We start from the raw sequence: 25,103 nt of genomic DNA, 5'->3' as shown, positions 1-25,103 counted from the left end.
ATCTCTTTTCTCTGCTTCCTTTGCGCTTGTGACTGACGAGCCATGGCAAGTCTCTACATTTGTGGCAACATACTTAAGCAATTTTTTCTTTATAGACAAAATCTTTTAAAATTTTTGCTGTATTTTCCACACCATTAAAATCGAACTTAATTTTATTTATTTGCTTTTCTAAGTAACTGATTATCCTCCAAGCAAAGATGTCAGGTTGCAAATCTTGAGGATAAATTGTCTTCGTAATTCCTAGTGCATTTAACTTTTGAGATCTAATAGTTTGTTCTTGATCATTGTTACCAGTGAAAGGAAGAATCATAGCTCGTACACCCGTTGTTAAAATATTGAGTGTGGTATTGTAGCCAGACATACTAATAGACAAGTCTGCTTTTTGCATGTAATTTAAAAAGTAAGGTGTATAGCGACGAATGCGAAGATTATTGCTATTTTGCTTTAGCCTTTGCAATTCCTGAAATTTTTCGTCTGGTATAAATGGCCCCGTAAAAACTTGAATATTATGGGGAATTATTTTCTCTAATAATGGCGCTGTCTTCACCACACAATCCAATAATTCATGACCAAATCTACCACCACCAACACTGACTAAAATCAAAGGTTGGTCAGATTCAATAATTTCCTTATCTTCATCACTGAAAACAGGATTTTCTGATGTTTTTTGGACTACATATCCAGTATAGTAAACTTGACAATTAAAGTCTTGAATTCGAGAGAAAGTTTCTTCTAATGACACAAATTTTGGATCGCCATGAACCAATAGTAAATCAAAATATTGATTTATGAGTTTACAGACTTTTTCTTCATGTCGAGCTTGATTTTGTTTTGTAACTACAATATCTCTGAGACTGCAAACTACTTTAGTAGAAGATTGACTTGCTTGCACTCTTTCTAATAAAGGAATTAATTCAAACGAGAAGCGCCTTCTACCAAAAGGAAATAATTCTATCATTAAAATATCTGGCTGGAATTTGTCTAATATTGACAGCAGCAAATTTTTTCTAATTTTTTGAACTTCTGTTAGCGTAAAGGCATTATCTACCACTTGCAATTCTTTAAATTCCGGGTCTGTTTTAATTGCTGGTAAATTAACGACATCAACTTCTGAAGGAACCTCGAACTCTGGAATAACTTCACCGCCATTAATAAAACAAATATGAAAATCTTTAGTTAAACCGCGTACAATCTCCATGCTACGCACTAGATGACCCATACCTAAAATATGTTGGCAGTAGAACATTAACTTTTTCATAATCTTTTTCCAACACTGATAAATTTTTGAAGATAAATCTCATCTAAATCCACAAAAACATGTAGAAATAAAACCCATAACTTATCAACCACAACCAGTCACAAACGAACAATCCATCTGTGTTCATCTGTGTCCATCTGTGTTCGTTTATCAAATAATTATTTTTCCAGTCAAAATACCCTGTGAAAATCTTTCCGAATACAAAAATTCTCGCTCATTAAAAGTATTTTTACAAATAAAAATACTTTTAATTAAGCTAGCAATCCTATCTAACCCGCCTAAGTTAACAGTATTATTCACTTGAGTATTTACTAATTGTTGCTGTACCTGTTGCATTAAGACTGATGGTGTCAGCTCATGAGGATGAATTGTCTGGAAGCAACCAAATTCATACATTCTCTGCGATCGCATAAACTGTTCTTGGGAGGGTTTGATTCGCGGTATCACCACAGCAGGTTTGCTTGCAGAAAGAATTTCGCACACTGTGTTGTAACCAGCCATCGATACCACTACATCCGCTACCGCCAAATAACTCATCAAGTCATCGGTAAATTCATACATCTGCACCTGTGGATAGGTTGTTGCCACCTGATACAATGCCTGTCTATGCTCTATCGGCATCTCTGAACCGGAAATAATCAGACTTTTGATGTTGTGTGTATCTGTCAGTAATTTCAAGCCTGTGAGATAGGTATGAATTAGCTGATAACCGTCTTCTCCCCCACCAGGAGTAACTAATACAAGCTTCTCATCAGAACTTAGCTGTAACTCATCTCGCACTTGCTCAGGTTGCTTGCATCCCCGCGGTTTCCGGATATATCCACAAAAGTGTGCTTTCTGGATAACCTCAGTTGGAAACTCATATTCCTGTGGTAGATGAAAAATTTCTGGTATCCCAACAATCAGCAACAAGTCATAAAACTTTTTAACCGCTTCATAATAACCATGTTTGTGCCATTCTGCGATCGTTTTTGCTGGCGTGTCGAGAATATCTCTTAACAGAAGTACAAAGCGAGTTTGTGGTAACTTAGCTTGCAAGTAATCTAGAGTAGGGGCAAGTTCATTTTTAATCCCGTAGGGTTTCTTATCTACCAGTACTAAATCCGGCTTATAGTTAACGGCTGCTGATAGAATCAAATCCGATCGCATTTTCACTGTTTCATCGATGTCTGTACCCAAGTACTTAGCAACTAAATTATCTATTTCTCCTCGATTGATACAAGGAAGCTTGATGTAGTCAAGTCCTTTGGGTAGGCGAAACCCGTGTAGTATCGGTGAACCAGATATTAGTAAAATAGAGAGTTCCTCTATTTCCCTCAATAGATGTTCGCAAATCGCTAGCATTCTGCGAATATTACCCAAACCGAATGTGTCATGGGAATAAACCAGCAGTCTCATTGTTCAGATCCTCTTTAGTGCGGGTGCAAGAGATACTAAGAAACAGCCAAGATGGCAACGTGAGTAACGTCAGCACCAACGCGATCGCAGATGTTGGCTATTTCGTTAATAAAACTAATCTTGGTTGCCAGAAAGGCATTAGCAGCATATTTAATCATCTCTGCGGATGCTAAGTCTGTTATTACCATAGGCACGGGAGGTAATAAATAATTATTAAATGTAAACTTGCGCTCAATGATTGGCGCATACAGTTCCTGCATCATAGTGATCGCTCTGGGGCTATTGCTACCTAATACAATGCGATCGGGATTAAATGTGTCGTAAACTGCCGAACCTTCCCGGAGAAATTCATGGCATTAATCCTCGAAAATGCTCAAAAACTACTGAAGCTGTGAGAAAAACAGATAATTAATTCCTCACATATACATAGGCTCTCAATTAGTGATGAATTCTGTATGAATTTTTTATGAGAAGTTTTTCATCAAAAGAAGTTGATATGTTATCCCGATTTGAAAAAAGGCGTTGCTGAATCAAAATATGAATTTACAATTTACGGGTGTGACCAATCTATTACTGGCAATCCTAAGTCAAGCAGTAGTAAATCAAAATCGCTACTTTCAGCCATAAAAATTGCCTGTTCCCCGTCTACTGCCACTATAGTAGTAAAACCATTTTTGCGGAGTCCTTTTTGAATAAAGGCAGCGAGGCGAACTTCATCTTCCACAACTAAAATCTGGGTCATCTAACCAAATATCTCGGATGTATTTCTAAAGTCGGAGCCAAGTCAGAGACAATTTTAGCCATGACCAATATATAGCTTTATGAGCAAAACTAGAGCCGATTTTCAAATTATCAACCTACGCGATCGCTACTAGAGGTCATTACTTAACCGTAATCGATAGCCCATGCCTCTGACAGTTTCAATCAGGTCACTACCTAACTTTTTACGTAGATAACCTACATACACATCCACAATATTAGAACCTGGGTTATAATCAAAACCCCAAACTCGGTCTAATAGTTGTTCTCGACTTAATACTTGTCCTGGATGACGGAAAAAAGTTTCTGCTAAAGTAAATTCCCGTGCTGGTAAATCAACAGTGCGACCATCTACTTTGATTCTACGAGTACGTAGATCCAGGATTATATTACCAACTTTGAGAAGCGTATCATTTTTCACCGAAGAAACAGTACTACTGCGTAATCTTACCCGGACTCTTGCTAATAGTTCTTCAAAGCGAAAGGGCTTAGTCACATAGTCATCAGCACCGCTTTCTAATCCTGTTATTTTATCTTTGATGTCATCACGGGCAGTCAAAATAATAATCGGCAAGCTTTCGCCTTGTCCACGTAAATCTTCTATGACTTCTATACCGTCTTTTCCAGGTAATCCTAAATCCAAGATCAGTAGGTCAAATTCGCCCTCTTGAACCATGAGTACAACCTCATTGCCATCTGCAACAACGGCAGTAGTAAAGCCATGAGAAAATAAGCCTTTTTCTAAAAAGGAGGCTATACGGGGTTCATCTTCAGCGATGAGAATGCGATGCATCGGGTACTTCCTTATTGTGGTGGTTCCACTGGTAAGACTATAGTGAAAGTAGAACCGAAACCTAATCGGCTACGAAGCTTTACTGAGCCATAATGGGCTTGTGCGATCGCCTGCACAATTGACAAACCTAGTCCTGCACCTTCCGATCTCCGAGGGCTGTTAGTGGCACGGGCAAAGCGCCCAAAAATTCTTTGTTGGTCAGCTTTGGCAATGCCTTCCCCGGTATCTTTAACCCAAAAATGGACTTTGCCTCGATTAATTGCCGATCCTAGAGAAATTGTATCAGTTGATAATGTATGTTGAGTGGCATTTTGTGCCAGATTCATAACTGCCTGAGTCAGTCGATGCCGATCTACGATGATTTTGCCTTTACCAATGCCTTCCAACTGCCAATTGTGGTCTGCTAGTGCTTGTGCTTTCAGAAATAATTCCCGTGTAAAGGAATCTAAATCAACTGTTTCCAACTGTAAAAAATCTGGACGTTCTGCTTTTGCCAGCAAAATCAAATCTTCCACAAATCGACTCATACGGTCCAATTCATCCAGTACCAGGGGAACAGTTTCCTGCACTTCTTCAGGGCTATCACCCATTAATTCTAGGTGTCCCCGGATAATAGTAATTGGTGTGCGGAGTTCGTGTCCAGCGTCGTTAATAAAGTTGCGTTGACTGGTAAAGGCAGCTTCCAGACGATCCATCATTTCATTAAAGGTAATTGCTAACTCTGCAATCTCACCCTTACCTTTGACTGGTAAGCGTTGAGTTAAATCAGATTCACTAATGGAGCGAGTTGTCACCATCAGTAAACGCAAAGGAGCCAAAATTCTGCCGGAAACTAGCCAAGCAAATATTAAAGCCACTATCAACACTACGCTGCTCAACTGTACGATCACCGAGACAGCTTCTAAAACCTCCCCGCGTTCACCCGCTGTAGTATGAGCAACAACAAATACTCCGAGAGTTTTTCCATTGATTTTGACTGGTTCAGTAATATAGATTATATTTTCTATAGTTTTGTCTGAAACTGATCTTTCTCCTTGTTCAGGTTCGGTTAGCTTAGCCCAACGCCGCATCAACTTTGAATCTTTTGCCAAGGGATCTGGTCTAGCACTAGGACTCGATTTGTAAAACTTTTCATTGACAAAAGCAATTAAATGTGTATCATCTTCTGGTAGTTGACGAGAAAGAAAAGCATCAAAAAAGTCTTCTAATTCTTCATGAGAAGATGGAGGCTTTAGTTGTTCGTCTACCTTTATATTTCTAGACTCCCCTATCTCCTCTCGTACTTCCGTGTCTTTTTCATATATTAGTTTTTTAAATGTTTCCATCTTTTCTGCCAGTTCCCTACGCACTCGCGTGTCTACTCTTGCATACAGAACCTCACGAAATGTTGGAATAAAGATAATAAAGATGAAAATCGTAGATAAAATGTACCAAAAGAGAATCCGAGTCTGGACTGCCCAAAAAATTCCCCTAGTGGGATGAAAAAATTTGTTTTTTGCTGTGTCTTGTTCTCTACTTCTACTTGGAGTTATGTGCATGATTTAAAAATAAATAATAAGCAAATTTAAATAGTTACTAGTTATTGATTATTAGGCATTTGTCATTTGTCAATAGTTAGTGGTTAGTGGTTACCCATTCTTTAAACTACTTGCTCCCCACCTCCCCCACTCCCCAGAGGGGACCCCGAGTTCCCCATCTCCCCCCACTCCCTACTCACTGCCCATAATCCTCCACCTGCGTATTTATTTTTTAATCACCTTCTCCTCTAACGAAGAAGAGAATACATAAAGATTGTCTATACTTATTCTTCTGCTTGATTCATGATTTTCATACCTTAGATAGATGCTTATTATTTATTTTTTTGTATCAAATTATTTGCAAATCTAGCCAATATCTTTAATATTAAATATAGGTATCACCACCACTTCATAATTTTCAATCTGAACTGTAAACCTATACTCGGCATAAACTTATGAATATCTCATCAGCGCGGCAATATTTTTACCAGGAAATTCAGCAGCCTGATGAGTGTATAGATTTAGCAAGAGCAGCCTTATATATTGCCCAAGAAGAATATCCTGAACTTGATCCAGAAGAATATATCAATAGTCTAGATACAATGGCAGCAGAATTGGAAGAACGGTTGCCAGCAGAGCGTTATCCTTTGCGAATCATCCAAACTATTAATCAATATCTCTATAACGATTTGGGATTTACAGGAAATAAACAAGAATATTATGATCCCCGTAACAGCTATTTGAATGATGTGATTGATCGCCGCCTAGGAATTCCGATTACCTTAGCACTAATATATCTAGAAATTGCCCGACGGATTGATTTTGCGATGGTAGGCATAGGAATGCCAGGACACTTCCTCATTCGTCCTGACATTTCTGATATTGAAATTTTTGTGGATACCTTCAATAAAGGTGAGATATTATTTCCGCAAGATTGTCAAGAGAAATTAACTCAAATCTATCAGCATCCCGTGACTTTGCAACCAGAATTTTTAGCAGCAGTAACAAACAAACAAATTTTGGCGAGAATATTAACAAATCTCAAATATATCTACTTGAATAAACAGGAATTAGAAAAAGCCTTAGCAGCAGTAGAGAGAATTTTATTATTATTTCCTGGTTTTGCTTTAGAAGTGCGCGATCGCGGTCTTTTATGCTATCAACTCGGTCGCTTCTCCCAAGCAGCCAATGATCTAGAAACTTACCTAGTCAAAACCCCAGAAGCCCAAGACGCCTACATGATTAGGCGATTGCTGACTCAACTTGGTAGAGGGTAGTCAATTGTCATTTATTATTGGTTAGTGGTTAGTGGTTAGTGGTTAGTGGTTAGTGGTTACTCTTCCACCACTCACACTCCCCACCTCCCCATCATCCCATCACCTCTCACTCCTGCTGCATCTCCTCTGCTAAAAGCTTAAGTCGGCGCAGTTGGGCTTGCATGTCTTCTTTTGTCCAATTTTCGGCAAAGGTTTTAAAACCCCAACTCACCAAAGGGTTGGGTATCTCAAATTCAAAGCGATTGAGCAGGCGTGTTCCTTTTGCTTGTGGTTGACATTCCCAACGATCGCGTCCTTTAAAAAAACCCTCGAACCCCCAAACAATCAAACCTGGTTTTCTTTCTACAACAGTACTCTTCAATGTCGGTTTAATTAAAGGTATTTGAATCACAAACCGACTGTGACTACCAACATCGGTACTCCATTCACCTACAGGTTCGCAACGCAATACAGGATTGAGCCAACGGTGCATTAAAATGCGATCGCTAATACAACGTTCAACCACTGCGGCTGAGGCATTAATATCTATTGATTGTTCAAAAACTTCCATTGCAGACATTTAGCTTAAGTTCTTATCATATCTGCACTCAGAGTAACGCAAATTGAGGGGATTGGGGAACTCATCGCCCCCGATCACCGAGTTCCACTACCATAAGAAGGACTATCGGGACCACCATAATTTGGAGGTTCATAGTCGCTACTCGATTGAAAATTTGTAGTTTTACGCTTTGAACTTTGAGAATCAACCCTCAGGCTGATCAAATTATTTGTAGTCTGGTCACTACTCTGATGATTAACAATCGCATCAGTAAACATCCAAGCGGTATCAGCCATTTTGAGAATTATCAGAGCAACTCCGATAAAAAACAAGACAACGCTAGTAGTTCTCAAGCTAGTCTTCATAACCCTTGGTTTTTATTTAATTAACAATCTTTTGCTTTGAAAATCTGAGTTTTATTAAAACTTCGGATAAAGTTTAAATTTTCATCCGCATAATCACTGAATAAAAAGCACAAATATTCTATTAATTAAAGTTCGGATGTAAACTTTTAACCGTGTAGATACTTACCTGCTTTTTGTTTACTTTCTATTACTCTCATAGCATTGACATCTATCCAAAGTAGTACTTTCTCCATAAATACCACAATTACATCAGCTACTTTACTTAATTTTAATAATTTATTAATATTTTTCCGAGTAAATACTATATTCGAGAAATCACAAATTCAATTGATACTCAAATGGCTATAGAAAAAGACTTCAACGTATGAGCAATATTGTTAATATGATTGTTTTTCATCCGGAAAAAATTTAAAAAAATTTATTTACTTGTTAAAATTTCAGTATATACACTGAAATTTTAAGCAAAGTAATATGCTAATACCAAAAAATGGACTCACTGTAAAAATACTTATACCGCTGCAATAAAGCTAGGGTTGACAATAATATTCTTTTGCTACAGAGGTGGTTAGTGCATTGTGAAGCAACACCAAATTCATAGCGAAATTCCTGAACCAAACTCTGCGTCCCTTTGCGTTTAAAAACACTACAAATTAATGCAAACCACTACTAACTAAATTCATAACGATTTTTCCCCAAACGCTTAGCATGGTACATTGCAGCATCTGCTTGTTTAATCAAAGTTTCACAGTCGTTACTATTGAGAGGATAAACACTAATGCCGATACTGGCCGATATTTTTATCGTGTGTCCATCCAAGACAATTGGCTCAGTGATAGTTGCTAAAATTTTTTCAGCCACGATCGCAGCTACTTCTAGTTTGGGGATGGCTCGTAGAATTGCGGTAAACTCATCACCACCCAAGCGAGAGACGGTATCACTACCCCGTAAACAATTGCTGAGGCGCTGAGCAACAGTCATCAGCAAGCGATCGCCTATTTCATGTCCCAGGCTATCATTAACTTGCTTGAAGCCATCCAAATCAATAAACAGCAGTCCTAGCAACAATCTATTATTGCGCGCCCATTCCACAGATTCCTGTAGTTGTTCAGCAAATAATTTCCGATTAGGTAAACCAGTCAGAGGATCATGATACGCCAGATAACGTAAATGATCTTCTTGAAGTTTCAACTCACTGTTAGAACGAAATAACTCAGCAGCAGTGCGTTTGAGTTCATCTTCTAGAAGTTTACGTTCAGTTAGATCACGAATTACCCCAACCAAAAATAAATTACCTGCGCCATCTTTGTGGAGCGATCGCTTAGTGGAAATAAAGTGAGTTTTACCGCTAGCATCAGTAAATTCTTCTTCGTGTTCTTGGGGTTGCTGCGATCGAAACACTAATTCATCTTGCTGACGAAACAACTCAGCTTCTTTTTTAGAGAAAAAATCATACTCTGACTTTTCTAGCAATAAACTCTTAGGATAACCAACTAATTGACAATAAGCTTCATTTAAAACAATCCATTGATGTTTTTCATTTTTGACAAAAATTGGATCGGGAATAGTATTAATAACTTGATGCAAAAACTCCTTAGATCGTTTTAACTCTTCTTGCATGTGGGCGATTTGTGAGGTGATAACAATTGCTGAGATACTAAAGCTAAGTAAAGCAGGCATTATTGGTATCCACCAACCAAACAAGAAAGCAATATAACAACTACCAAGCAATACCAAGCAAAACAACAGGATACTCAAGATACTTCTGTTCAACCGCCGTACTCGCCACCTCGTGGCTGCACCGACATAAGCCCAAACACAAATCCATAACCCTTCAACTAAGTCAGCCCAGACTTTGAGTAAAGGTCTTCCTTGTTGGGCAGCGCGGATGAATTCACTGATAAAATAGGCTTGCAGTTCCACACCTGCTACAGGCTTTGCCGTACCCATCAACCGACTGGAGTAGGGAATTAACACTAAATCCTGAAGACTAAGTGCAGTAGAACCTATTAAGACAATGCGATCGTGAATCCACTGGCGAGGTACTTGGTCGCTTAGCACATCTCGCATGGAAACCCTACGGAAGGCACAAATATCTGGTAATGAATTTCTACAAGCTAATTTCGGAAAATTAGACAATATTTGATAGCCTTTATTATCAACCCCGACATAGCCACCATCATGGGGTTGAAAACGATGGAATACTGCCTTACCCAGCTGTAAATTCTTGGGATTTTGTGCGGCTTTTTTGGCTCTAATACCTTCTGCCTGGAGATAAAGCTTTGCTAACTTTAAAGCAAAACTTTCGTGTGCTTGGTCTTCAAGATGCCAGTACAATAAGCTACGACGTACTTTACCATCAGCATCTAGCAGTACATTATTAAAACCCACTCGTTTCAGTTTACTTAATTCTGGTGGTGGTGCAACACTATTATTTTGATTATTGGAAAGTAATTCAATTCCAATCAAGTTTGGTATTGATTTGTAAGTATTTAATAAATTTGTATGACCAGGCTCTACCTTTAAATCTCGATAAATATCTAAGCCGATAGCACGTGGCTGTTGGAGATGTAATTTTTGTAAAACTTCGGCAATCACACCATCGGGAATTGGCCAAGAACCAATCTCACGCAAAGAAGCTTCATCAATTGCGACAATAGTGATTGATTCTTCTGGTGCTTCGATGGGGCGTAGTTGAAAAAATTGATCCAAAGCTGCCCATTCTAAAGATTGCAATAATCCAAAAAAACGTAATAGTAAAATGCAGATGGCAACGCTAGAGGCTGTGAAAAATTCTCTTTTTCCTCGACACAAAAATTTTTTTAACAGGTAAATTAACCTCACGAAGCGTTTGCCTTTCTGCTTATTCATGGGTTTGTGTCAATTTTTGCCTAAGTCTTGTAGACAATTAACTATAGCAATCCTAAATCATTTCTGAAAAACAAGAACCCCAACTTTTTGGAAAAGTTGGGGAACTGGACAATGTGACTTTTTACAACTCAAATAGAATTGCTACTGACAAAAGCACTTTTTACGATTGTTTTAAAACATACTTAAAATTACGTGGGCCTGCGTAATTACTAATGTTTGCTAGCTGCTCTAAATTCTGCACTCCTGCATAGATTTTACCATTGATAATCCAACTCGGATAGCTTTGAATTTTAGCTGCTCTACACTCATCTTTTAAACCATTGGGGTTATCAACAGGAGCGCAATCTATGTGATCAAGTTCTTTGTAAGCTTCTTTACCAAAAAGTAATTTTTGTTCATGACAGTGAGGACACCACCAGGCAATGTATTCTTTAGCACCTATTTGCTTTAAGTGACGTGCGAGGGCAATTTCTGCCTCGCCGGAGGTAGTGGTAACTTCCCAGCCAACACCTGGTTTGGGTTCTTGTAATGGTCTGAAACTGATGATTGCTGGTTGACCAGGATTTTCAACGATGGTGACTCCACTATTATTATTTGATGGAGGAGCATAAATAGCTAGAGTTCCAACTAGTGTCACCATACCGACAACAATGGCAGTAAAAAAGATTTGCCCGATTTCTTCCCAAGCACGACCCACAATAGTTAGGACTAACATACTTAAGGAAAAAATTGCTGAGGCTACACAGTAGATACAGAGTGCTTTAATCTTGAATACCAGCAGGTACATCAAGTAACCACTGAACACCGACATGGCGATCGCTCCGATCAACAGCAGTAGCCAAGTGAGATTTTCCAGCTTTTTTCGAGAATCCTTCTTGTTAACTGGGTCGACAGCCAACGGGGCTAGGGCAAAAACTGCCATGCTCACATAAGCTAAGAAACCGAACAAAGCCAGAGGCTGTCCGAAAACTGTGGCATAATCACTCTGTAGTACGATATCACAACTTTGGGTAGGACAAGCAGCGGAGCTTTGGCTAAATTTAACTACGGTCAGGTAAGCAGTGGTTAATGCACCTAAAATAGCGATCGCACCAATTAGCAAACGCGATCGACGATGAATCCAAGGAGTAGAAGAAAGGCGGCGTTTCATAAGCAGGTATGAGTAATTGGTGATAGGGGACTGGGGAGACAACAGGGACGACTTGGGAGACAAGGGGAGAATAAATACCAATTGCCCAATTCTCTATTCCCGATCCCTGATCCCCTCTTCCCAATCCCCAATTTAAGATTTTAGGCTCACAGAAGAAATAGATTTGCGATCGCCCCTGTTGTTCCAGCTGCGGTGTGCGGCTTCTACAAATTGACTAACACGAATAGGGTCAATTGTTTGTTCGCGACGACCGTGACGTTTTAAGGAACTAGAGACAATCACTCCATCTGCTGCTTGTAACAATGTCGCAACATTTTCCCAAGATGCCCCACTACCAACAAATACTGGTGTACCTGCTGCTGCTTGTGTAGCTAATTCTAAATCTTCTTGGTTAGGTGGACTGCCTGTAGCCCAACCAGATAAAATCACGGCGTCTGCCAAACCCCGTTCGATTGTATCTTGCACCGCTACAGTTAGATTTGGCGAACTCAATGGACGAGCGTGCTTAACTAAGACATCAGCGAAGATTTTGACATCACTACCCAATTCCCGGCGATAGCGCAGTAATTGATGGGCTTCTCCCTCAATTAAACCTTGATCCGTTGCCATCACGCCGGTGAGGACGTTCACACGGATAAATTGCGCCTTCACACAGCTTGCGATCGCCATCGCACTTTTGGCATCATTCCGTAAAACATTGATGCCAATAGGTAGCGTCACCATATTCTGTATCCGCTGCACTACTACAGTCATGGCGCTAACAACTGCGGGGTCAACCTGGTTTTTAGTAAACGGTGCATCAAAAAAATTTTCTACAATGATACCGTTAACTCCGCCACTGGCTAGAGCTGTTGCTTCTTGTTCAGCACGGTCAATTACTGCTTTTAGGCTACCTCCCCAACGGGGCGAGGTAGGTAATGGTAGTAAATGAACTACACCAATAATCGGTGTGCGGGTTTTAAATAGCTGATATAAGTCCACGTCTTTAATCCGTAACACACAGTCCAGAGTCAATAGTCAATAGTCACTAGTCAATAGTCAATTGATTTTAGATTTTGGATTTTGGATTTGTCCTGACCATAAAGGCTAGGCATAAACCGAAATCATCTGGCTATTGTGGATTTATCCCACTCAAGAGCTTACAGATTCTGGATTGTTAATTTTTGTTTCGTCCCATTTGGCTTGCAGTTGGAACGTATACTAAAAAAATCTAATCCAAAATTTACGATCCATAATCCAAAATTGCCAGTCAATATCCTGTAGACTGAGAATTCTGGACTGTTGACTTAGGACTTTAGACTGTTGACTTTTGACTAACTTTTCCAACTTTTTTTAAGTTGATCGGTTTTCCGCCTCCCCCTTAAGATGGAAATTAACGTAAAACCTTCCATAAGATATGTTAAGATAAAAACTGTTTACAAGAGGAGTTTGCAACTCACAAGACGCACAAGACGCCAAGCGGCTTTCCGTAAGGTAGCTGTTTGAGGCAGAACAGCTATTTATTCTGTTGCAGTTGCGGGTAAAACCTGTACTGAATTGGTATCATTACCGCTGTCAAGGCGTAATTTAGTGCGTGTTTTCCTAGATGGTAGCGACTTCTCACCACACATCCCACAGGGGAAAGTGGCTCCTTTTAGGGTAGAGTAGATTCACAACGCACGCGCTGCGGTAATGTAAAATACCAAAAGCAATTTGCACAAAAAATTAAAAGTGTCTATTTTACCCAACGACTATTTGTTTTTCCCTTGGAAACACAGAATAGTTAAGAAAATCATAGCATGATCTCTGTGCAATTCATTGGGATCAGGAGATTCGGTGTGGGTGCGTTTAAATTTTGTCATGCAGGCATGATGCGAACGGGTTTAACTCTTGAGCAAGTGTCTGAAAAACATTAGTTAAGATTTAACTTTTGGAATGCAAAAAAAACTGAAAACTTTATTTTTATAGTATGGGTGAAAAACCAACCATTGCAATATCTCATCTGGGTTGTGAAAAAAATCGAATTGATACAGAACATATGTTAGGGCTGCTGGTAGAAGCAGGCTATGGAGTAGATTCTAATGAAGAGTTAGCAGATTACGTTATTGTTAATACTTGTAGTTTTATCGAAGCAGCTCGGGAAGAATCTGTCAGGACTCTAGTAGAACTGGCAGAGGCGAATAAAAAAATCGTCATTACAGGTTGTATGGCGCAGCATTTCCAAGAGCAGTTATTGGAAGAGTTGCCCGAAGCAGTAGCGGTAGTAGGTACAGGCGATTATCACAAAATCGTTGATGTGATTGCACGAGTACAACAGGGCGATCGCGTCAAAGAAATTAGCGCCGAACCAACTTACATCGCCGATGAAACCACACCCCGCTATCGCACTACAACCGAAGGTGTGGCATATGTAAGAATTGCAGAAGGATGTGATTATCGCTGTGCGTTTTGTATCATTCCGCAGCTGCGAGGAAACCAGCGATCGCGTACTATAGAATCAATAGTCGCGGAAGCTGAACAATTAGTAAGTCAAGGGGTACAGGAAATCATTTTGATTTCCCAAATCACCACAAATTACGGTATAGATATCTACGGGAAGCCTAAATTAGCCGAATTGCTTCGTGCTTTGGGGAAAGTAGACGTACCGTGGATTCGGATGCACTATGCTTATCCGACGGGACTGACTCCAGATGTGATTACGGCAATTCGTGAAACACCCAATGTCTTACCTTATCTGGATTTGCCCCTGCAACATTCCCATCCCGAAATTCTCCGCGCCATGAACCGTCCTTGGCAAGGACAAGTCAACGATGCAATTATCGAACGCATCAAGGAAGCACTACCACAGGCGATACTGCGGACAACATTTATTGTCGGATTTCCTGGCGAAGATGATGAACATTTTCAGCATTTATTTCAATTCATCCAACGCCATGAATTTGACCATGTAGGTGTTTTCACCTTCTCTCCAGAGGAAGGAACACCAGCCTACAACCTACCCAATCAATTACCGCAAGCAATCAAAGATGAACGGCGGGACATATTGATGGAACTGCAACAGCCAATTTCCCTACGTAAAAATCAGCAAGAAATTGGCAGAGTCGTTGATGTTTTGATTGAACAAGAAAATCCCTCAACAGGAGAATTAATCGGTCGTTCGGCGAGATTTGCTCCGGAAGTAGATGGTCAAGTTTACGTTCGTGGGCAAGCAAGATTGGGAACTATCGTACCAGTAGCCATCAAAGAAGCTGATACGTACGACTTGTACGGAGTAGTTAGTAGTTAGTAGTTGAAAGTTAGTAGTACACAGCTAACCACTAACCACTAACCACTAACCAATAGCCAATAACTAAATACAAATTAGGAGAGTTAATGACACTTTCTTTTCAAGAACTAGGTATCTCACCAGAACGGATTGAGCAAATTGAAAAAATTGGTTTTACCACACCAACCAACATTCAAGCCCAAGCGATTCCCCAACTTTTAGCGGGTCGCGATGTTGTTGGTCAATCTCAAACAGGTACAGGTAAAACAGCTGCTTTCTCTCTGCCAATTCTAGAGCGGCTGGATGTAAGTCAAAAAGTAGTACAAGCACTGGTATTGACCCCAACTCGAGAGTTAGCAATTCAAGTTCAAGATGCTATCAGTGAGTTTCTGGGTAACGAAGGCTTGCGCGTCATGGCGATTTATGGCGGTCAATCTATAGATCGCCAAATTTTACAACTCAAGCGCGGTGTTCACATGGTCGTGGGTACACCAGGGCGAGTCATAGACTTGCTAGAACGGGGTAGCCTGAAGCTGGATCATGTGAAATGGTTTGTTTTAGATGAAGCTGACGAAATGCTGAGCATGGGCTTTATCGATGACGTGGAAAAAATTCTTTCCCAAGCACCCCAAGAACGGCAGACAGCTTTATTCTCCGCCACAATGCCGCCATCTATCCGCCAGCTGGTGAATAAGTTCCTCAACGATCCAGTCACAGTTGCCGTTGAACAACCAAAAGCTGCTCCCAACAAAATTAATCAGGTAGCTTATCTCGTACCACGCCATTGGTCAAAAGTCAAAGCCTTGCAGCCCATCTTGGAAATGGAAGATCCAGAATCGGCTTTGATCTTTGTTCGCACCAGACGCACCGCTGCTGAACTCACCAATCAATTGCAAGCTGCGGGTCACAGTGTTGATGAATACCACGGTGATTTATCCCAACAAGCACGGGAACGTTTGTTGACCCGATTCCGTAATCGTCAAGTGCGCTGGGTAGTAGCTACGGATATTGCAGCCCGGGGCTTGGATGTTGACCAACTATCCCACGTCATCAACTTTGATTTACCAGACAGTGTGGAAACCTATGTCCACCGCATCGGTCGTACTGGTCGCGCTGGTAAAGAAGGTACAGCCATCACCTTAGTGCAGCCCTTTGAACGACGCAAGCAGCAGTTGTTTGAGCGCCATGTACGTCAAAGTTGGCAATTACTCTCAATTCCCACAAGGGCACAAATTGAAGCTAAGCAGCTGCAAAAATTACAAACCCAGGTGCAGGAAGCTTTGGTGGGTGAACGCATGGCTTCATTTTTGTCCATCGTTAGTCAGCTCAGTGAACAATATGATGCCCATGCGATCGCCGCAGCTGCATTACAAATCGCCTACGACCAAACCCGTCCTGCTTGGTTGCTATCAGAAGCCGACTATCCTGAAGAAGACCTCCGACCCACTCCCAAACCCAAATTACGGGGTGGCGGTCACCGTGACTCTAATCGCGAGTCTAGTGGTGAACACCGTCGCCGTTCCTCTTGGGTGTCATCAGAAGCAGGTGCAGAAGGAGACAAACGCAGCTCCTCCAAGCCCAAACTGCGCACAGGACGACGGGATACTCCGGTGCCGAAAAAAGTAAGTTCTCATCCAGCTAGAGAGTCCGCTTCCTAGTCATCATTGCTCATCGGTCATTAGTAAAGAGCTCTTGACAATTGACACTTGGCAATGGGCTCTTGACTATCAAACGGAGTAGGGATAGCTTCTAAAGTTGCAGTATTGCAGTCTGTGAAAACTCTTTGTTGGTGTACTTCTTATGGTTGCACATCTAGGTGTGATTTTTGGGGAAACTGCATTGTATGTAGATAAGCGTATCTACCGCCTTTAGCAAGTAACTCGCTATGAGTACCTACTTCTTGAATAGAACCTTTTTCCAAAACTACGATGAGATCAGCGTTCTGGATAGTTGAGAGTCGATGAGCAATTACCAAGCAAGTGCGATTTTTCAGTAGTTCCTTGAGTGCCTTTTGAATGAGGTGTTCTGATTCTGTATCTAGAGCAGAAGTTGCTTCATCGAGTATAAGAAATCGGGGATTTTTGATCAAAACTCTAGCGATCGCTAATCTTTGTCTCTGTCCTCCTGAAAGCTTCACCCCGCGTTCACCGATCATGGTCTGATAACCCTGGGGCAGGTTAATAATAAATTCATGAGCGTTGGCAATTCTTGCAGCTGATTCAATTTCTGCATGATGCACACCAACTTTACCGTAAGCAATATTTTCCTCTATAGTTCCATGTAACAGTAAAGTTTCCTGGGATACAATACCTATTTGACTACGTAGGGATTGTAGATTTACGTCACGGATGTCATATCCATCAATCAAAATTCGCCCCTTTTGAGGATCATAAAAACGCACCACTAAATTTGCTAAAGTACTTTTACCTGCCCCTGAAGAACCTACCAGCGCCACTGTCATTCCTGGCTGTATATCAAGTGTGAAGTTATGGATTACAGGCTGACCAGAGGTATAGGCAAATTCAACTGCTTGCCAACTAATGTTACCTTGAATCAGAGGAAGTGCGATCGCCTCTGGTTTTTCCTCAATTTCTGGTTGGGTGTCCAGAATTTCAAAAATTCGCTCCAGCGCTGTTGCACCCTTCTGGATAGTATGCATCACCTTACTAAACCGCTTTGCAGGTTGATTAATATGATTCAAATAAGCTAAAAATGCTGTCAAATCACCTACAGTTATTTCACCTCTCATCACCTCCCAAGCACCATAGGCAAGAACAGTAACATAACCGAGATGGTTCATGAAATCAACCACTGGTGCAAAACCAGACCATAAGCGTACAGCACGAATGTAGGAATAACAACATCAATAACATAGCGAGTAATTTTGGGAATAATTACCTGTAAAAAAGCAAGAAAAAAGATTGTGCTAAAACCTGCTAAAAGAGGTATTTTATGCCGCCATAGATAATGCAAAAAACGCTGATAAAGTTGGATAGCAGAAGCATTAATCTGAAAATCATAGGAATTACTTTGAGCAATTTGGCGAATAAAGTTCGCTTGCACAGATCTTTGCGCTCCTATTTTGTCAAAACTCGATAAATCTTGTTTCTAATTAACATTGAGCTTTTCGTTTGGGTTTATGATCATAGTTGTTTTTCCACTAAATCACAAATCCTGTCAATGATAAAAATTCCGAAAATAGTACCAAAAAACTGATGAGCGATCGCAATCTGGCATTGTATAATTTTTATGTTTCCTCTTTAACATAAACAGATGGACGTAACACCCGGATTAAAGCAGGATAAGCTTCTCTAGCTTTGTTGTATACTTTGACAATATCTCCCAAAGGTTTAGAAAGTAAATTTAAATTCCCCCAGAATAACACTAAATCTCCAGCTTGAACCTCTTTTGGTACTACTCCTATATGAAAAACAGAAGAAAGTAAAACTAGTACCAATAAACCAAACCAAGTAATCAAATCCATTAAAATTTCTGTTCCCGATTTAAACACCTCCAATTGAATCGTATGGCGGAAAAATAACTCTTGATGCTCAATTAATTCCAATTTTTTAGCTTCTGTAGTTGAAGCAGCAATATTTTCTTGAGCAGTCAACATTTTTAAACTAGCTTTTTGAATGAATTGACCAAAAATCAATCCAATTAAAATTGGTGGAATTACTGCAATTAATAAAGCTGGTAACCATTTTGGTGCTAAGGTTAGTTGCCAAATGACAACTGAAGTAGTCTGAGAGATAATTTTCCAAGAATCTTTATGGATAATATCTAATCCTGGTTTCGCACGATTGCAGTGATAGAGAATATGGGAAATATCTTCCGCATCTCGCTCTTGATTTCGCCTTTGCAAATATGTTCTTTGTAAACAAATAATCAACCGAGCTTCATAAATTTTATCTATCAGTTTGTCTCCGAATTTAATTAAGCCCAGCCCAAACAATAAACCTCCAAATACTAAAATATAATTGACTAATGATGCATTGATGTCAGTACCACCTTGCTTGAGATCGTCTACAACTTTTTTACCCATCCATGACAAACTCGGTTCTAAAGCTGCAACAATAATAGTAGATACAACTGCGGCTGCTAACCAATGGGGATAGGTAAGCAAAATCCGCAGCATATCAAGCACCAAGGATGGTACTGGATTTTTTGTTATTAACTTTTTCATGTCCGAGAATATATAGATTTGTAGTGCTTAAATTTTAATGCTAAATTGAATTAGCATCAGGCAATAAATTTCCATCAATTTGTAGAGTAATAACTTCTAAAACAGAACCATGAGCAGTTTTTCTACCTACTCCTTCCGCCTTAATTTGACTACCTGTTTTAGCTACTTTATTTAAGCTTTTTGCTAAAGGTTTAGCAAAGTGGACTTGAGTTCCAGATGTTAAAATAGCGCTGCGAATTTCTCCTTTATCATTGACTAACCAATGTTGGACAGGTTCATTAATTCTAAAATTGATAAAATCATTAGGTTTTGGTATTTTTGCTTTTTTTTGTTTAGGCTGCTTTGCAACAAGAGCTTTAGTTGCATTGTTCATAATTGTGCGTGCTTCTATTTGTTGTCCATAAACACTGGAATTACCTAACTTCCCAACTACATCTACAGCATCTCCTGGTTTTATAGCATTTACTACTTGCTGACTCATGTGAGGCGGTACTTTAATTTGTTTCCCATTACTGAGTAAAAGTCCATCTACTAAACCTTCTTTATTCATTAAGTAACGTTCCACATTTCCACTAACTTTACTATCATTTTCACTTGGTAAAATTGCTACAGGAGATTTCAGACTACTGTTACTAGCAGATAATTGTTTATATGCCCATCCACCTACTATTAAAGTTATAAATGTTGCTGCTACTCCCAGCACAGCCAGTTTAAATCTATTGGTTTTATTGTTAATTTGAATCTCTTGATTTTTTTGCTTGGCTTTAATTAGCTCAACAGCTTGCTGAATAAACTCGGCCGGAATTTGTGCTTCTTCTCCAATCATGATTAGTTCTTGTAGAGAATACTCTTGTTGTTTTTGAGCGTATAATTCAGCAGCTAGCTGAAAAACTTCTGCAGCTATTTCTCTGCTGATGCGATGTTGTGGTTCATTCATATTTCAACCCTGAAAAATGCTTGACGTAGATTAGCAATTCCGTATAATTTTTCCCGATATCAAAAAAGCAGGAAAATGAAACAAAGATGTTGTTTTTTGTACTGAGGACTTAAGTCTTCATTAGGAGCTGAAAGTTATATGCCATTGGTAAGTCCTAATTAATATTAACTGAAATGGATTTTTTCTATAATCGGTCACCTCCCAAATACAGGATGTATAGTTGAAGCATCATAACAATTGAGATAGCATGTTCTGAAAATGCTGATACTTCATGAGGCTATTTAAAATTGCCATGACAAACTTATTCCATAAAGTCTTTCTGCTATCTCTTTCTCAACGCGTGAATTTTCAAACACACCAGTAGAGCTAAAAATACTACGAGTTTTGCTTCTTTCATTGGCTAGCAAGTTTTTACCAAATAAACTCACTTGGATATTATCCGCTAAACGAAATCCCATATAAGCATCTAAACTGTTTTCCCCTGCTTGCTTAGTAACTTCATTTTTTCCATCTTTGAGTTGACTATTTTCAAAGCCGGGTAGGATATTGTAAGTCAAACCAAAATTCATACCCCACTCTGGAATGGTGTAGTCAAAACCCAAATTGGCTACATATGCTGGTTGTTCTCTAAAACGGCGAATTTCCCCACTAATTTTATCTTTTACTTCGGAACCAAGGAAAGAGATATTGCCAAATAGGGTTAAGTTTGGTAAGCCTAGAAAAGGCGTGCGTGTTTGCAGGTCAAGCCGCAAACCATAAACTTTGCCATTTCTAACATTTCTGGGTGATTGTTCATAGCGATTATTTTCAGGGTTAAGGTTTATTTCATTTTCAATTTTGTCATCTATCCAGCGATAGAAAGCATTAAGACCGAAAGCCCCGGTATGATTTCCCCAGGACTGTTCAATTCCTGCTTCAACGCCAATAGAAGTCTCTGGCTTTAATTTTGGATTACCAATCACATCAGGTTGTAGTAAAGTACCATTTTTCGTTTCACGGAAAGGGACAAAGTCATCAAATTTGGGACGACGAACTGTTCGTGCAGCACTGAGGCGAAAAACAGTTGTTGGGAACATTTGATATTTGTAGTGTAGGGATGGATTCAAGGTTGTACCCGATTGCTCAACAGTACTGCTATCACCTGCAGTAGCTTTGTGATCTACTGTTTCTATTCGCAATCCAGCTGTGAGGGTATGTTGATCACTAAGACGAATTTCATCTTGAACAAAGATATTGAATTGATTTTCCTCGATCCTGTAAACATCTTTGGGGGCTGTTTTCTCAACAGCAGCCAATATCTGAGGAGCTATTTGTTGTTCTGTAGTAATTTTCTTTTTCTCGCGATCGCGCAAGCTCCCTTCCATACCTACCGTAAACAAGTGGTTCTCCCAAGGGCGAAAATTAAAGCCCAAGGTTGCAAATAACTCTTGGTCAGGTTTTCTTTCTTCTTCACGCTTGATGATAGTATTAGTTCTTACAGGTCTTCTAGAATCGACTGGGCTACCAACTACATTCTGAAAAGTAGTTGTGGTAGTTTCTATCACCTCTACCTTATCTTTGGTTTCATCCGTTTTTTGGAATAACCACCCCAACTTCATGTTAGCGGTGGAACTAAATTGATGCTCCCAGCTACCGCCTAAACGCCAACCAGTAATTGTTTTATCTTCATCAAGATCAACAGTTTGCTGTTGTCGTTCTTGGAGCCTACCACTAGGGGAAAAGAACTTTTGATTAGTAATATTGCGGATTGCGTCTTTTTCTTCCTCTGTTTGCAAAAAAATAGGATCAAAGCTGAGAATATCTCTAGCAGATACCTGCCAAACAAAACGCGGCGCCAGACTAATATCCAAAAGACTCTTGTTTTCCTCTTCCCGTTCTTCTTGGGTAGGACGGTTCTGGATATCTAAAGTTTGCTTAAATTTGTCTCTAGGTGCTTCTCGTTGTTGAATTCCACCACTGAGTAAGTAACTAAAGTTACCAATTTTATCGCCGTAAACCAGACTTATACCACCAAAAGGGCCTACACTTTCTTCTGTTGAGCCGGTAATAGTGAGGTCAGTAACTCGACTTTCAGGTGCTTTTTTCAAAATAATATTAACCGTACCCGCCACACCTTGAGAATTTTGTATAGCAGTGGGATTGCTAATAATTTCAATCCGCTCTACTAAACTGACAGGTATGCGATCTACTTTAAACTCACGGTTCTCACCACCGTCAGGGAAACGCTGACCGTTAATGAGAATTTGCGTGTATTCTTTTGGTAAACCTAAAAGCCGTACATCTTTATCTTCTCCTGGTGGTCCTCCTAGCACAACACCGGGTTGACGGCGCAAAACTTCACCGATCGTTCTGTAGTTAAATCGTTGAATTTCTCTCTGATCAAGAATAATAACGCCTGTGGGGGAATTTTGCCGTTCTTCGATAAAGTTCACTAATGGAGTACCTATCACTTCTAATTCAATATCAGCTTCCTGACTGCTTATGGGTGTAGTTGTTGGTGTCTGTGCTATGGATCTTGAATCAGCCTGTACATCTGGAATCAAAAACTGAGCATGAATTGCAGGAAACTGCATATCCCTAAGATTGGGAATCTCGCTCAATTTCTGGTAGGTGTCAGCTTCTTTTGGTTCAGTGGCTGAAACAGGATTAGTAATAGCTGTTGACACAAAAAAAGCAGTAGTCAACAGAAAACTCTTGAACAAAATCAGATTGATTTGCATACTAGAAGATGAGATTAATAAATTTCGGGCAAGTTAGCGCTTGCCTTTTTTGTTGAGAGAATGCCAGAAATAATTAATATTTTTGTCAACAAAACTAAAAATATACCTTTGATGGCAATATTTAATAGTATTGACTAGCAGTATCTGAAAACAAACTATTGAGATTTATTAGTAATAGTTGAACAAAAAAATTAGCATCCATAATCTCACTAATCACATGCCAGAACTAACATCCAACTGAGCACAGCGATCGCAATTACACCTAAGTTTGCCTTGGTGTCTGCCATACGGGAAGCCACTACGCGTCTACGTGGTGAAAAAGATCCAGACTAAAACCAGCAAAACACTCAGATGTCTGCAATCTTTGCATTCCTGTGACTCTGTTTGCGTAGCTGTTGATAGTTCTGTGGTGTCATGATACTTGGATTTTTTAGCATTGGGTTTGTGTTGTTTGGCAGCAGTTGTATTTGTGACTGCTTGTGTCTGTGAAGATGCTAGAAACGCAGCAGCGATCGCAGTCAGCCTATTAACTAAAAAAACTCTCGGGTACATATAGCTTTTGGTTTTACCTATGCTAAATACCAAGAGTTTTACACAGAAAAATAACAGAAAAATAACAGCTTGATGATTCCAGAGAGGAAATATTGAGTGTGAGAGTGTTTTGGGCTAGGTGCAAGTTAGAAGTCGATCTACTTCAAAGGTAGTTCTATTTGAAAACAAGATCCTCTGCCAACAATACTATTGACCGTAATTTTACCTCTGTGGGCTTGGGCGATTTGTTGAGTGATCGCTAACCCTAAGCCCAAGCCACTTTGGGAGCGATGAGCATCACTACGATAGAATTGCTCGAAAATATGGGGCAAGTCTTGAGCTGGAATTCCTGTACCACTATCTTCTACTTGAATATTTACGGTATGTAATGAGCTAAGTAGTCTTATTTTGACGGTGCCACCAGGAGGAGTGTATTTAATGGCATTATTAAGTAAATTAAGTACAGCTTGACGTAATAAATCTGGTTCTACTGATATGTTGACAGTTTTTGTCGGAAATTCGGTTGTCAAGGTTATTTCTTGGTATTCACAATAGAGAATTTGTTCTTGGATCAGGTTTTCCAAAAATTCTACCAGATTGATTTGTTTGAGAAATCGACGCTCTAGTTCTCCTTTATGACGTGCGAGAAACAATAAATCGTTAACAAGATGACTGATCGCTTTTGTTGTTTTGATAATGATGTGCAAGCGAGAACGGACTTCTGAGTCAGTTTCCCTTAAAGACATTAATCCCAATTGAGCTTGACTTAATACTTTAGCCAATGGGTTTCTAAGTTCATGGGAAGCATAAGCGGTGAAACGATCAAGTCTTTCATAGGATTCATGGATGGGTTGCATTGCAAGTCCACCTAAAAACCAGCCTGTCAGAGCAATAGCAAATATTCCTAAAGGTACGCCAACAGCTAATAATAAACGCAACTGTGTGAGTGTTTCTTGAACAGGAGTGAGGGGAGAAGCTATTTGTAGATATCCAAGTAATACCCCATCTTGCAGTACTGGCAGGGTGATTTGGCGTAGCCATATGGGTGATTGTGTCTTATTTTCTGAAACTACTATTTGTAATGTTTCAAATCCTGAAGAAATTTTCAAATTGCTTGCGGGTTTTTCTTTAATAAAACGTAGCAGTTTTTTCTCTGGAGAGTACCAGCGAGCATAAGCAATTTCAGTTTCTAATCTTTCTATAAATAGGGTGTTGTTCCCTAAAAGAGGAACATCATCAAGTTGGACTTGCCATTTACCTTGTCGCAGACCGTAGCGAATACCGGCAGCCATTACACGGCTTTTGCTGTAAAGTTCACGATCAAAAGCTCGCTGGCGATCACTAACAACAGCAAAATAAACTATGCTAGCAAATACTATCAAAATACTCCCCATAGAGAGAGTAAACCAACGTGCTAAGTTGCGACGACTACGGTGAAACAGGTTGGACATCGTTTAGTTGTCGATCAATGTTCTCCTAAAAGGGAGAAGTGATAGGAGATCGAGGATCGAGAGTTGGGAAGAAAAAATAAATTAGTATTAGTATTGAATTTTTGCGAGCAT

The 25,103-nt window shown here is 39.8% G+C and carries 20 protein-coding genes and 1 pseudogene; 3 read left to right on the top strand and 18 right to left on the bottom strand.

The genetic code is table 11. The features are described 5' to 3' along the window. Nucleotides 1-73 precede the first annotated feature (73 nt). The 6 genes and pseudogenes from NIES592_RS11870 to NIES592_RS11845 all read right to left on the bottom strand — a co-directional run bounded on the left by NIES592_RS11870 (nucleotide 74) and on the right by NIES592_RS11845 (nucleotide 5,746). Complete coding sequence (locus NIES592_RS11870) at nucleotides 74-1,258, bottom strand: glycosyltransferase family protein (protein WP_073555831.1); 1,185 nt, start codon at nucleotides 1,256-1,258, stop codon at nucleotides 74-76. Nucleotides 1,259-1,408: 150 nt separating this feature from the next. Further along, the gene (locus tag NIES592_RS11865) at nucleotides 1,409-2,656 is read right to left on the bottom strand and encodes a glycosyltransferase family protein (protein ID WP_073555830.1); all 1,248 of its coding nucleotides are present in this window, start codon (nucleotides 2,654-2,656) and stop codon (nucleotides 1,409-1,411) included. A gap of 53 nt (nucleotides 2,657-2,709) precedes the next feature. Further along, nucleotides 2,710-3,006 (bottom strand): annotated as a pseudogene (locus NIES592_RS11860) (UDP-glucose 6-dehydrogenase); the annotation flags it as partial. 200 nt (nucleotides 3,007-3,206) lie between these two features. Beyond that, a complete protein-coding gene (locus NIES592_RS11855; RefSeq protein WP_306417331.1) occupies nucleotides 3,207-3,398 on the bottom strand; it encodes a response regulator in 192 nt (63 codons plus the stop codon). 129 nt (nucleotides 3,399-3,527) lie between these two features. Then, nucleotides 3,528-4,208, bottom strand: coding sequence for a response regulator transcription factor (locus NIES592_RS11850; RefSeq protein ID WP_073555829.1), 681 nt, complete (start codon nucleotides 4,206-4,208; stop codon nucleotides 3,528-3,530). A gap of 11 nt (nucleotides 4,209-4,219) precedes the next feature. Beyond that, entirely contained in the window at nucleotides 4,220-5,746 is a 1,527-nt protein-coding gene (locus NIES592_RS11845) for a sensor histidine kinase (RefSeq protein WP_256678119.1), read from the bottom strand. 434 nt (nucleotides 5,747-6,180) lie between these two features. Here NIES592_RS11845 and NIES592_RS11840 point away from each other — a divergent pair, with 434 nt between their 5' ends. After that, nucleotides 6,181-7,002 carry a SirB1 family protein gene (locus tag NIES592_RS11840; RefSeq protein ID WP_062246552.1) on the top strand — a complete coding sequence of 274 codons (822 nt, stop codon included), beginning with the start codon at nucleotides 6,181-6,183 and terminating at the stop codon, nucleotides 7,000-7,002. Nucleotides 7,003-7,108: 106 nt separating this feature from the next. On the opposite strand, the gene NIES592_RS11835 is transcribed toward NIES592_RS11840, so the two are convergent. The 5 genes from NIES592_RS11835 to btpA all read right to left on the bottom strand — a co-directional run bounded on the left by NIES592_RS11835 (nucleotide 7,109) and on the right by btpA (nucleotide 12,904). Beyond that, nucleotides 7,109-7,552, bottom strand: a complete 444-nt coding sequence (locus tag NIES592_RS11835; RefSeq protein ID WP_073555906.1) for an SRPBCC family protein — start codon at nucleotides 7,550-7,552, stop codon at nucleotides 7,109-7,111. Between the two features lie 83 nt (nucleotides 7,553-7,635). After that, complete coding sequence (locus tag NIES592_RS11830; RefSeq protein ID WP_009453857.1) at nucleotides 7,636-7,905, bottom strand: hypothetical protein; 270 nt, start codon at nucleotides 7,903-7,905, stop codon at nucleotides 7,636-7,638. Between the two features lie 666 nt (nucleotides 7,906-8,571). Continuing rightward, nucleotides 8,572-10,773, bottom strand: coding sequence for a CHASE2 domain-containing protein (locus tag NIES592_RS11825; RefSeq protein WP_062246547.1), 2,202 nt, complete (start codon nucleotides 10,771-10,773; stop codon nucleotides 8,572-8,574). Between the two features lie 160 nt (nucleotides 10,774-10,933). Next, nucleotides 10,934-11,923, bottom strand: a complete 990-nt coding sequence (locus NIES592_RS11820; protein WP_062246544.1) for a vitamin K epoxide reductase family protein — start codon at nucleotides 11,921-11,923, stop codon at nucleotides 10,934-10,936. A 132-nt stretch (nucleotides 11,924-12,055) separates the two neighbouring features. Continuing rightward, a complete protein-coding gene (gene btpA / locus NIES592_RS11815) occupies nucleotides 12,056-12,904 on the bottom strand; it encodes a photosystem I biogenesis protein BtpA (RefSeq protein WP_026086509.1) in 849 nt (282 codons plus the stop codon). Nucleotides 12,905-13,871: 967 nt separating this feature from the next. Here btpA and rimO point away from each other — a divergent pair. Continuing rightward, nucleotides 13,872-15,188: a 30S ribosomal protein S12 methylthiotransferase RimO gene (gene rimO / locus NIES592_RS11810; protein WP_073555828.1), complete on the top strand. Its 1,317-nt coding sequence runs from the start codon at nucleotides 13,872-13,874 to the stop codon at nucleotides 15,186-15,188. An 86-nt stretch (nucleotides 15,189-15,274) separates the two neighbouring features. After that, the gene (locus NIES592_RS11805) at nucleotides 15,275-16,825 is read left to right on the top strand and encodes a DEAD/DEAH box helicase (protein ID WP_073555827.1); all 1,551 of its coding nucleotides are present in this window, start codon (nucleotides 15,275-15,277) and stop codon (nucleotides 16,823-16,825) included. Nucleotides 16,826-16,965: 140 nt separating this feature from the next. Here the strand turns inward: NIES592_RS11805 and NIES592_RS11800 are convergent, their stop codons facing one another. The 7 genes from NIES592_RS11800 to NIES592_RS11770 all read right to left on the bottom strand — a co-directional run bounded on the left by NIES592_RS11800 (nucleotide 16,966) and on the right by NIES592_RS11770 (nucleotide 24,992). Further along, complete coding sequence (locus NIES592_RS11800) at nucleotides 16,966-17,967, bottom strand: ABC transporter ATP-binding protein (protein ID WP_084552290.1); 1,002 nt, start codon at nucleotides 17,965-17,967, stop codon at nucleotides 16,966-16,968. Further along, nucleotides 17,964-18,230 carry a hypothetical protein gene (locus NIES592_RS11795; RefSeq protein ID WP_073555825.1) on the bottom strand — a complete coding sequence of 89 codons (267 nt, stop codon included), beginning with the start codon at nucleotides 18,228-18,230 and terminating at the stop codon, nucleotides 17,964-17,966. The genes NIES592_RS11800 and NIES592_RS11795 overlap by 4 nt, the downstream gene beginning before the upstream one ends. Nucleotides 18,231-18,414: 184 nt before the next feature. Further along, nucleotides 18,415-19,353: an ABC transporter ATP-binding protein gene (locus NIES592_RS11790; protein ID WP_073555824.1), complete on the bottom strand. Its 939-nt coding sequence runs from the start codon at nucleotides 19,351-19,353 to the stop codon at nucleotides 18,415-18,417. Between the two features lie 40 nt (nucleotides 19,354-19,393). Beyond that, a complete protein-coding gene (locus NIES592_RS11785) occupies nucleotides 19,394-20,179 on the bottom strand; it encodes a hypothetical protein (protein WP_256678118.1) in 786 nt (261 codons plus the stop codon). A gap of 392 nt (nucleotides 20,180-20,571) precedes the next feature. Beyond that, nucleotides 20,572-22,974, bottom strand: coding sequence for a TonB-dependent receptor plug domain-containing protein (locus tag NIES592_RS11780; protein WP_218600599.1), 2,403 nt, complete (start codon nucleotides 22,972-22,974; stop codon nucleotides 20,572-20,574). A 342-nt stretch (nucleotides 22,975-23,316) separates the two neighbouring features. Continuing rightward, nucleotides 23,317-23,562 (bottom strand): hypothetical protein, encoded by a 246-nt coding sequence (locus tag NIES592_RS11775; RefSeq protein ID WP_073555821.1) that lies wholly within the window; start codon nucleotides 23,560-23,562, stop codon nucleotides 23,317-23,319. Nucleotides 23,563-23,699: 137 nt separating this feature from the next. Continuing rightward, on the bottom strand, nucleotides 23,700-24,992 hold the full coding sequence (locus NIES592_RS11770; protein ID WP_073555820.1) for a sensor histidine kinase: 1,293 nt from the start codon (nucleotides 24,990-24,992) through the stop codon (nucleotides 23,700-23,702). Between the last annotated feature and the right edge of the window lie 111 nt (nucleotides 24,993-25,103).

Origin of the sequence: Fischerella major NIES-592 (assembly GCF_001904645.1) — a bacterium.
GTDB lineage: Bacteria > Cyanobacteriota > Cyanobacteriia > Cyanobacteriales > Nostocaceae > Fischerella > Fischerella thermalis.
This window is presented reverse-complemented; position numbering and strand designations above follow the sequence as displayed.

Bases quoted from the DNA above. Each gene is read 5' to 3' on its own strand.
- NIES592_RS11855 (WP_306417331.1), bottom strand. From the start codon at position 3,398: ATGACCCAGATTTTAGTTGTGGAAGATGAAGTTCGCCTCGCTGCCTTT.
- NIES592_RS11865 (WP_073555830.1), bottom strand. From the start codon at position 2,656: ATGAGACTGCTGGTTTATTCCCATGACACATTCGGTTTGGGTAATATT.
- NIES592_RS11805 (WP_073555827.1), top strand. From the start codon at position 15,275: ATGACACTTTCTTTTCAAGAACTAGGTATCTCACCAGAACGGATTGAG.
- NIES592_RS11800 (WP_084552290.1), bottom strand. From the start codon at position 17,967: ATGAACCATCTCGGTTATGTTACTGTTCTTGCCTATGGTGCTTGGGAG.
- NIES592_RS11840 (WP_062246552.1), top strand. From the start codon at position 6,181: ATGAATATCTCATCAGCGCGGCAATATTTTTACCAGGAAATTCAGCAG.
- NIES592_RS11850 (WP_073555829.1), bottom strand. From the start codon at position 4,208: ATGCATCGCATTCTCATCGCTGAAGATGAACCCCGTATAGCCTCCTTT.
- rimO (WP_073555828.1), top strand. From the start codon at position 13,872: ATGGGTGAAAAACCAACCATTGCAATATCTCATCTGGGTTGTGAAAAA.
- NIES592_RS11785 (WP_256678118.1), bottom strand. From the start codon at position 20,179: ATGATTGGAGAAGAAGCACAAATTCCGGCCGAGTTTATTCAGCAAGCT.
- NIES592_RS11820 (WP_062246544.1), bottom strand. From the start codon at position 11,923: ATGAAACGCCGCCTTTCTTCTACTCCTTGGATTCATCGTCGATCGCGT.
- NIES592_RS11830 (WP_009453857.1), bottom strand. From the start codon at position 7,905: ATGAAGACTAGCTTGAGAACTACTAGCGTTGTCTTGTTTTTTATCGGA.
- NIES592_RS11825 (WP_062246547.1), bottom strand. From the start codon at position 10,773: ATGAATAAGCAGAAAGGCAAACGCTTCGTGAGGTTAATTTACCTGTTA.
- NIES592_RS11870 (WP_073555831.1), bottom strand. From the start codon at position 1,258: ATGAAAAAGTTAATGTTCTACTGCCAACATATTTTAGGTATGGGTCAT.
- NIES592_RS11775 (WP_073555821.1), bottom strand. From the start codon at position 23,562: ATGTACCCGAGAGTTTTTTTAGTTAATAGGCTGACTGCGATCGCTGCT.
- NIES592_RS11835 (WP_073555906.1), bottom strand. From the start codon at position 7,552: ATGGAAGTTTTTGAACAATCAATAGATATTAATGCCTCAGCCGCAGTG.
- NIES592_RS11845 (WP_256678119.1), bottom strand. From the start codon at position 5,746: ATGCACATAACTCCAAGTAGAAGTAGAGAACAAGACACAGCAAAAAAC.
- NIES592_RS11770 (WP_073555820.1), bottom strand. From the start codon at position 24,992: ATGTCCAACCTGTTTCACCGTAGTCGTCGCAACTTAGCACGTTGGTTT.
- NIES592_RS11790 (WP_073555824.1), bottom strand. From the start codon at position 19,353: ATGAAAAAGTTAATAACAAAAAATCCAGTACCATCCTTGGTGCTTGAT.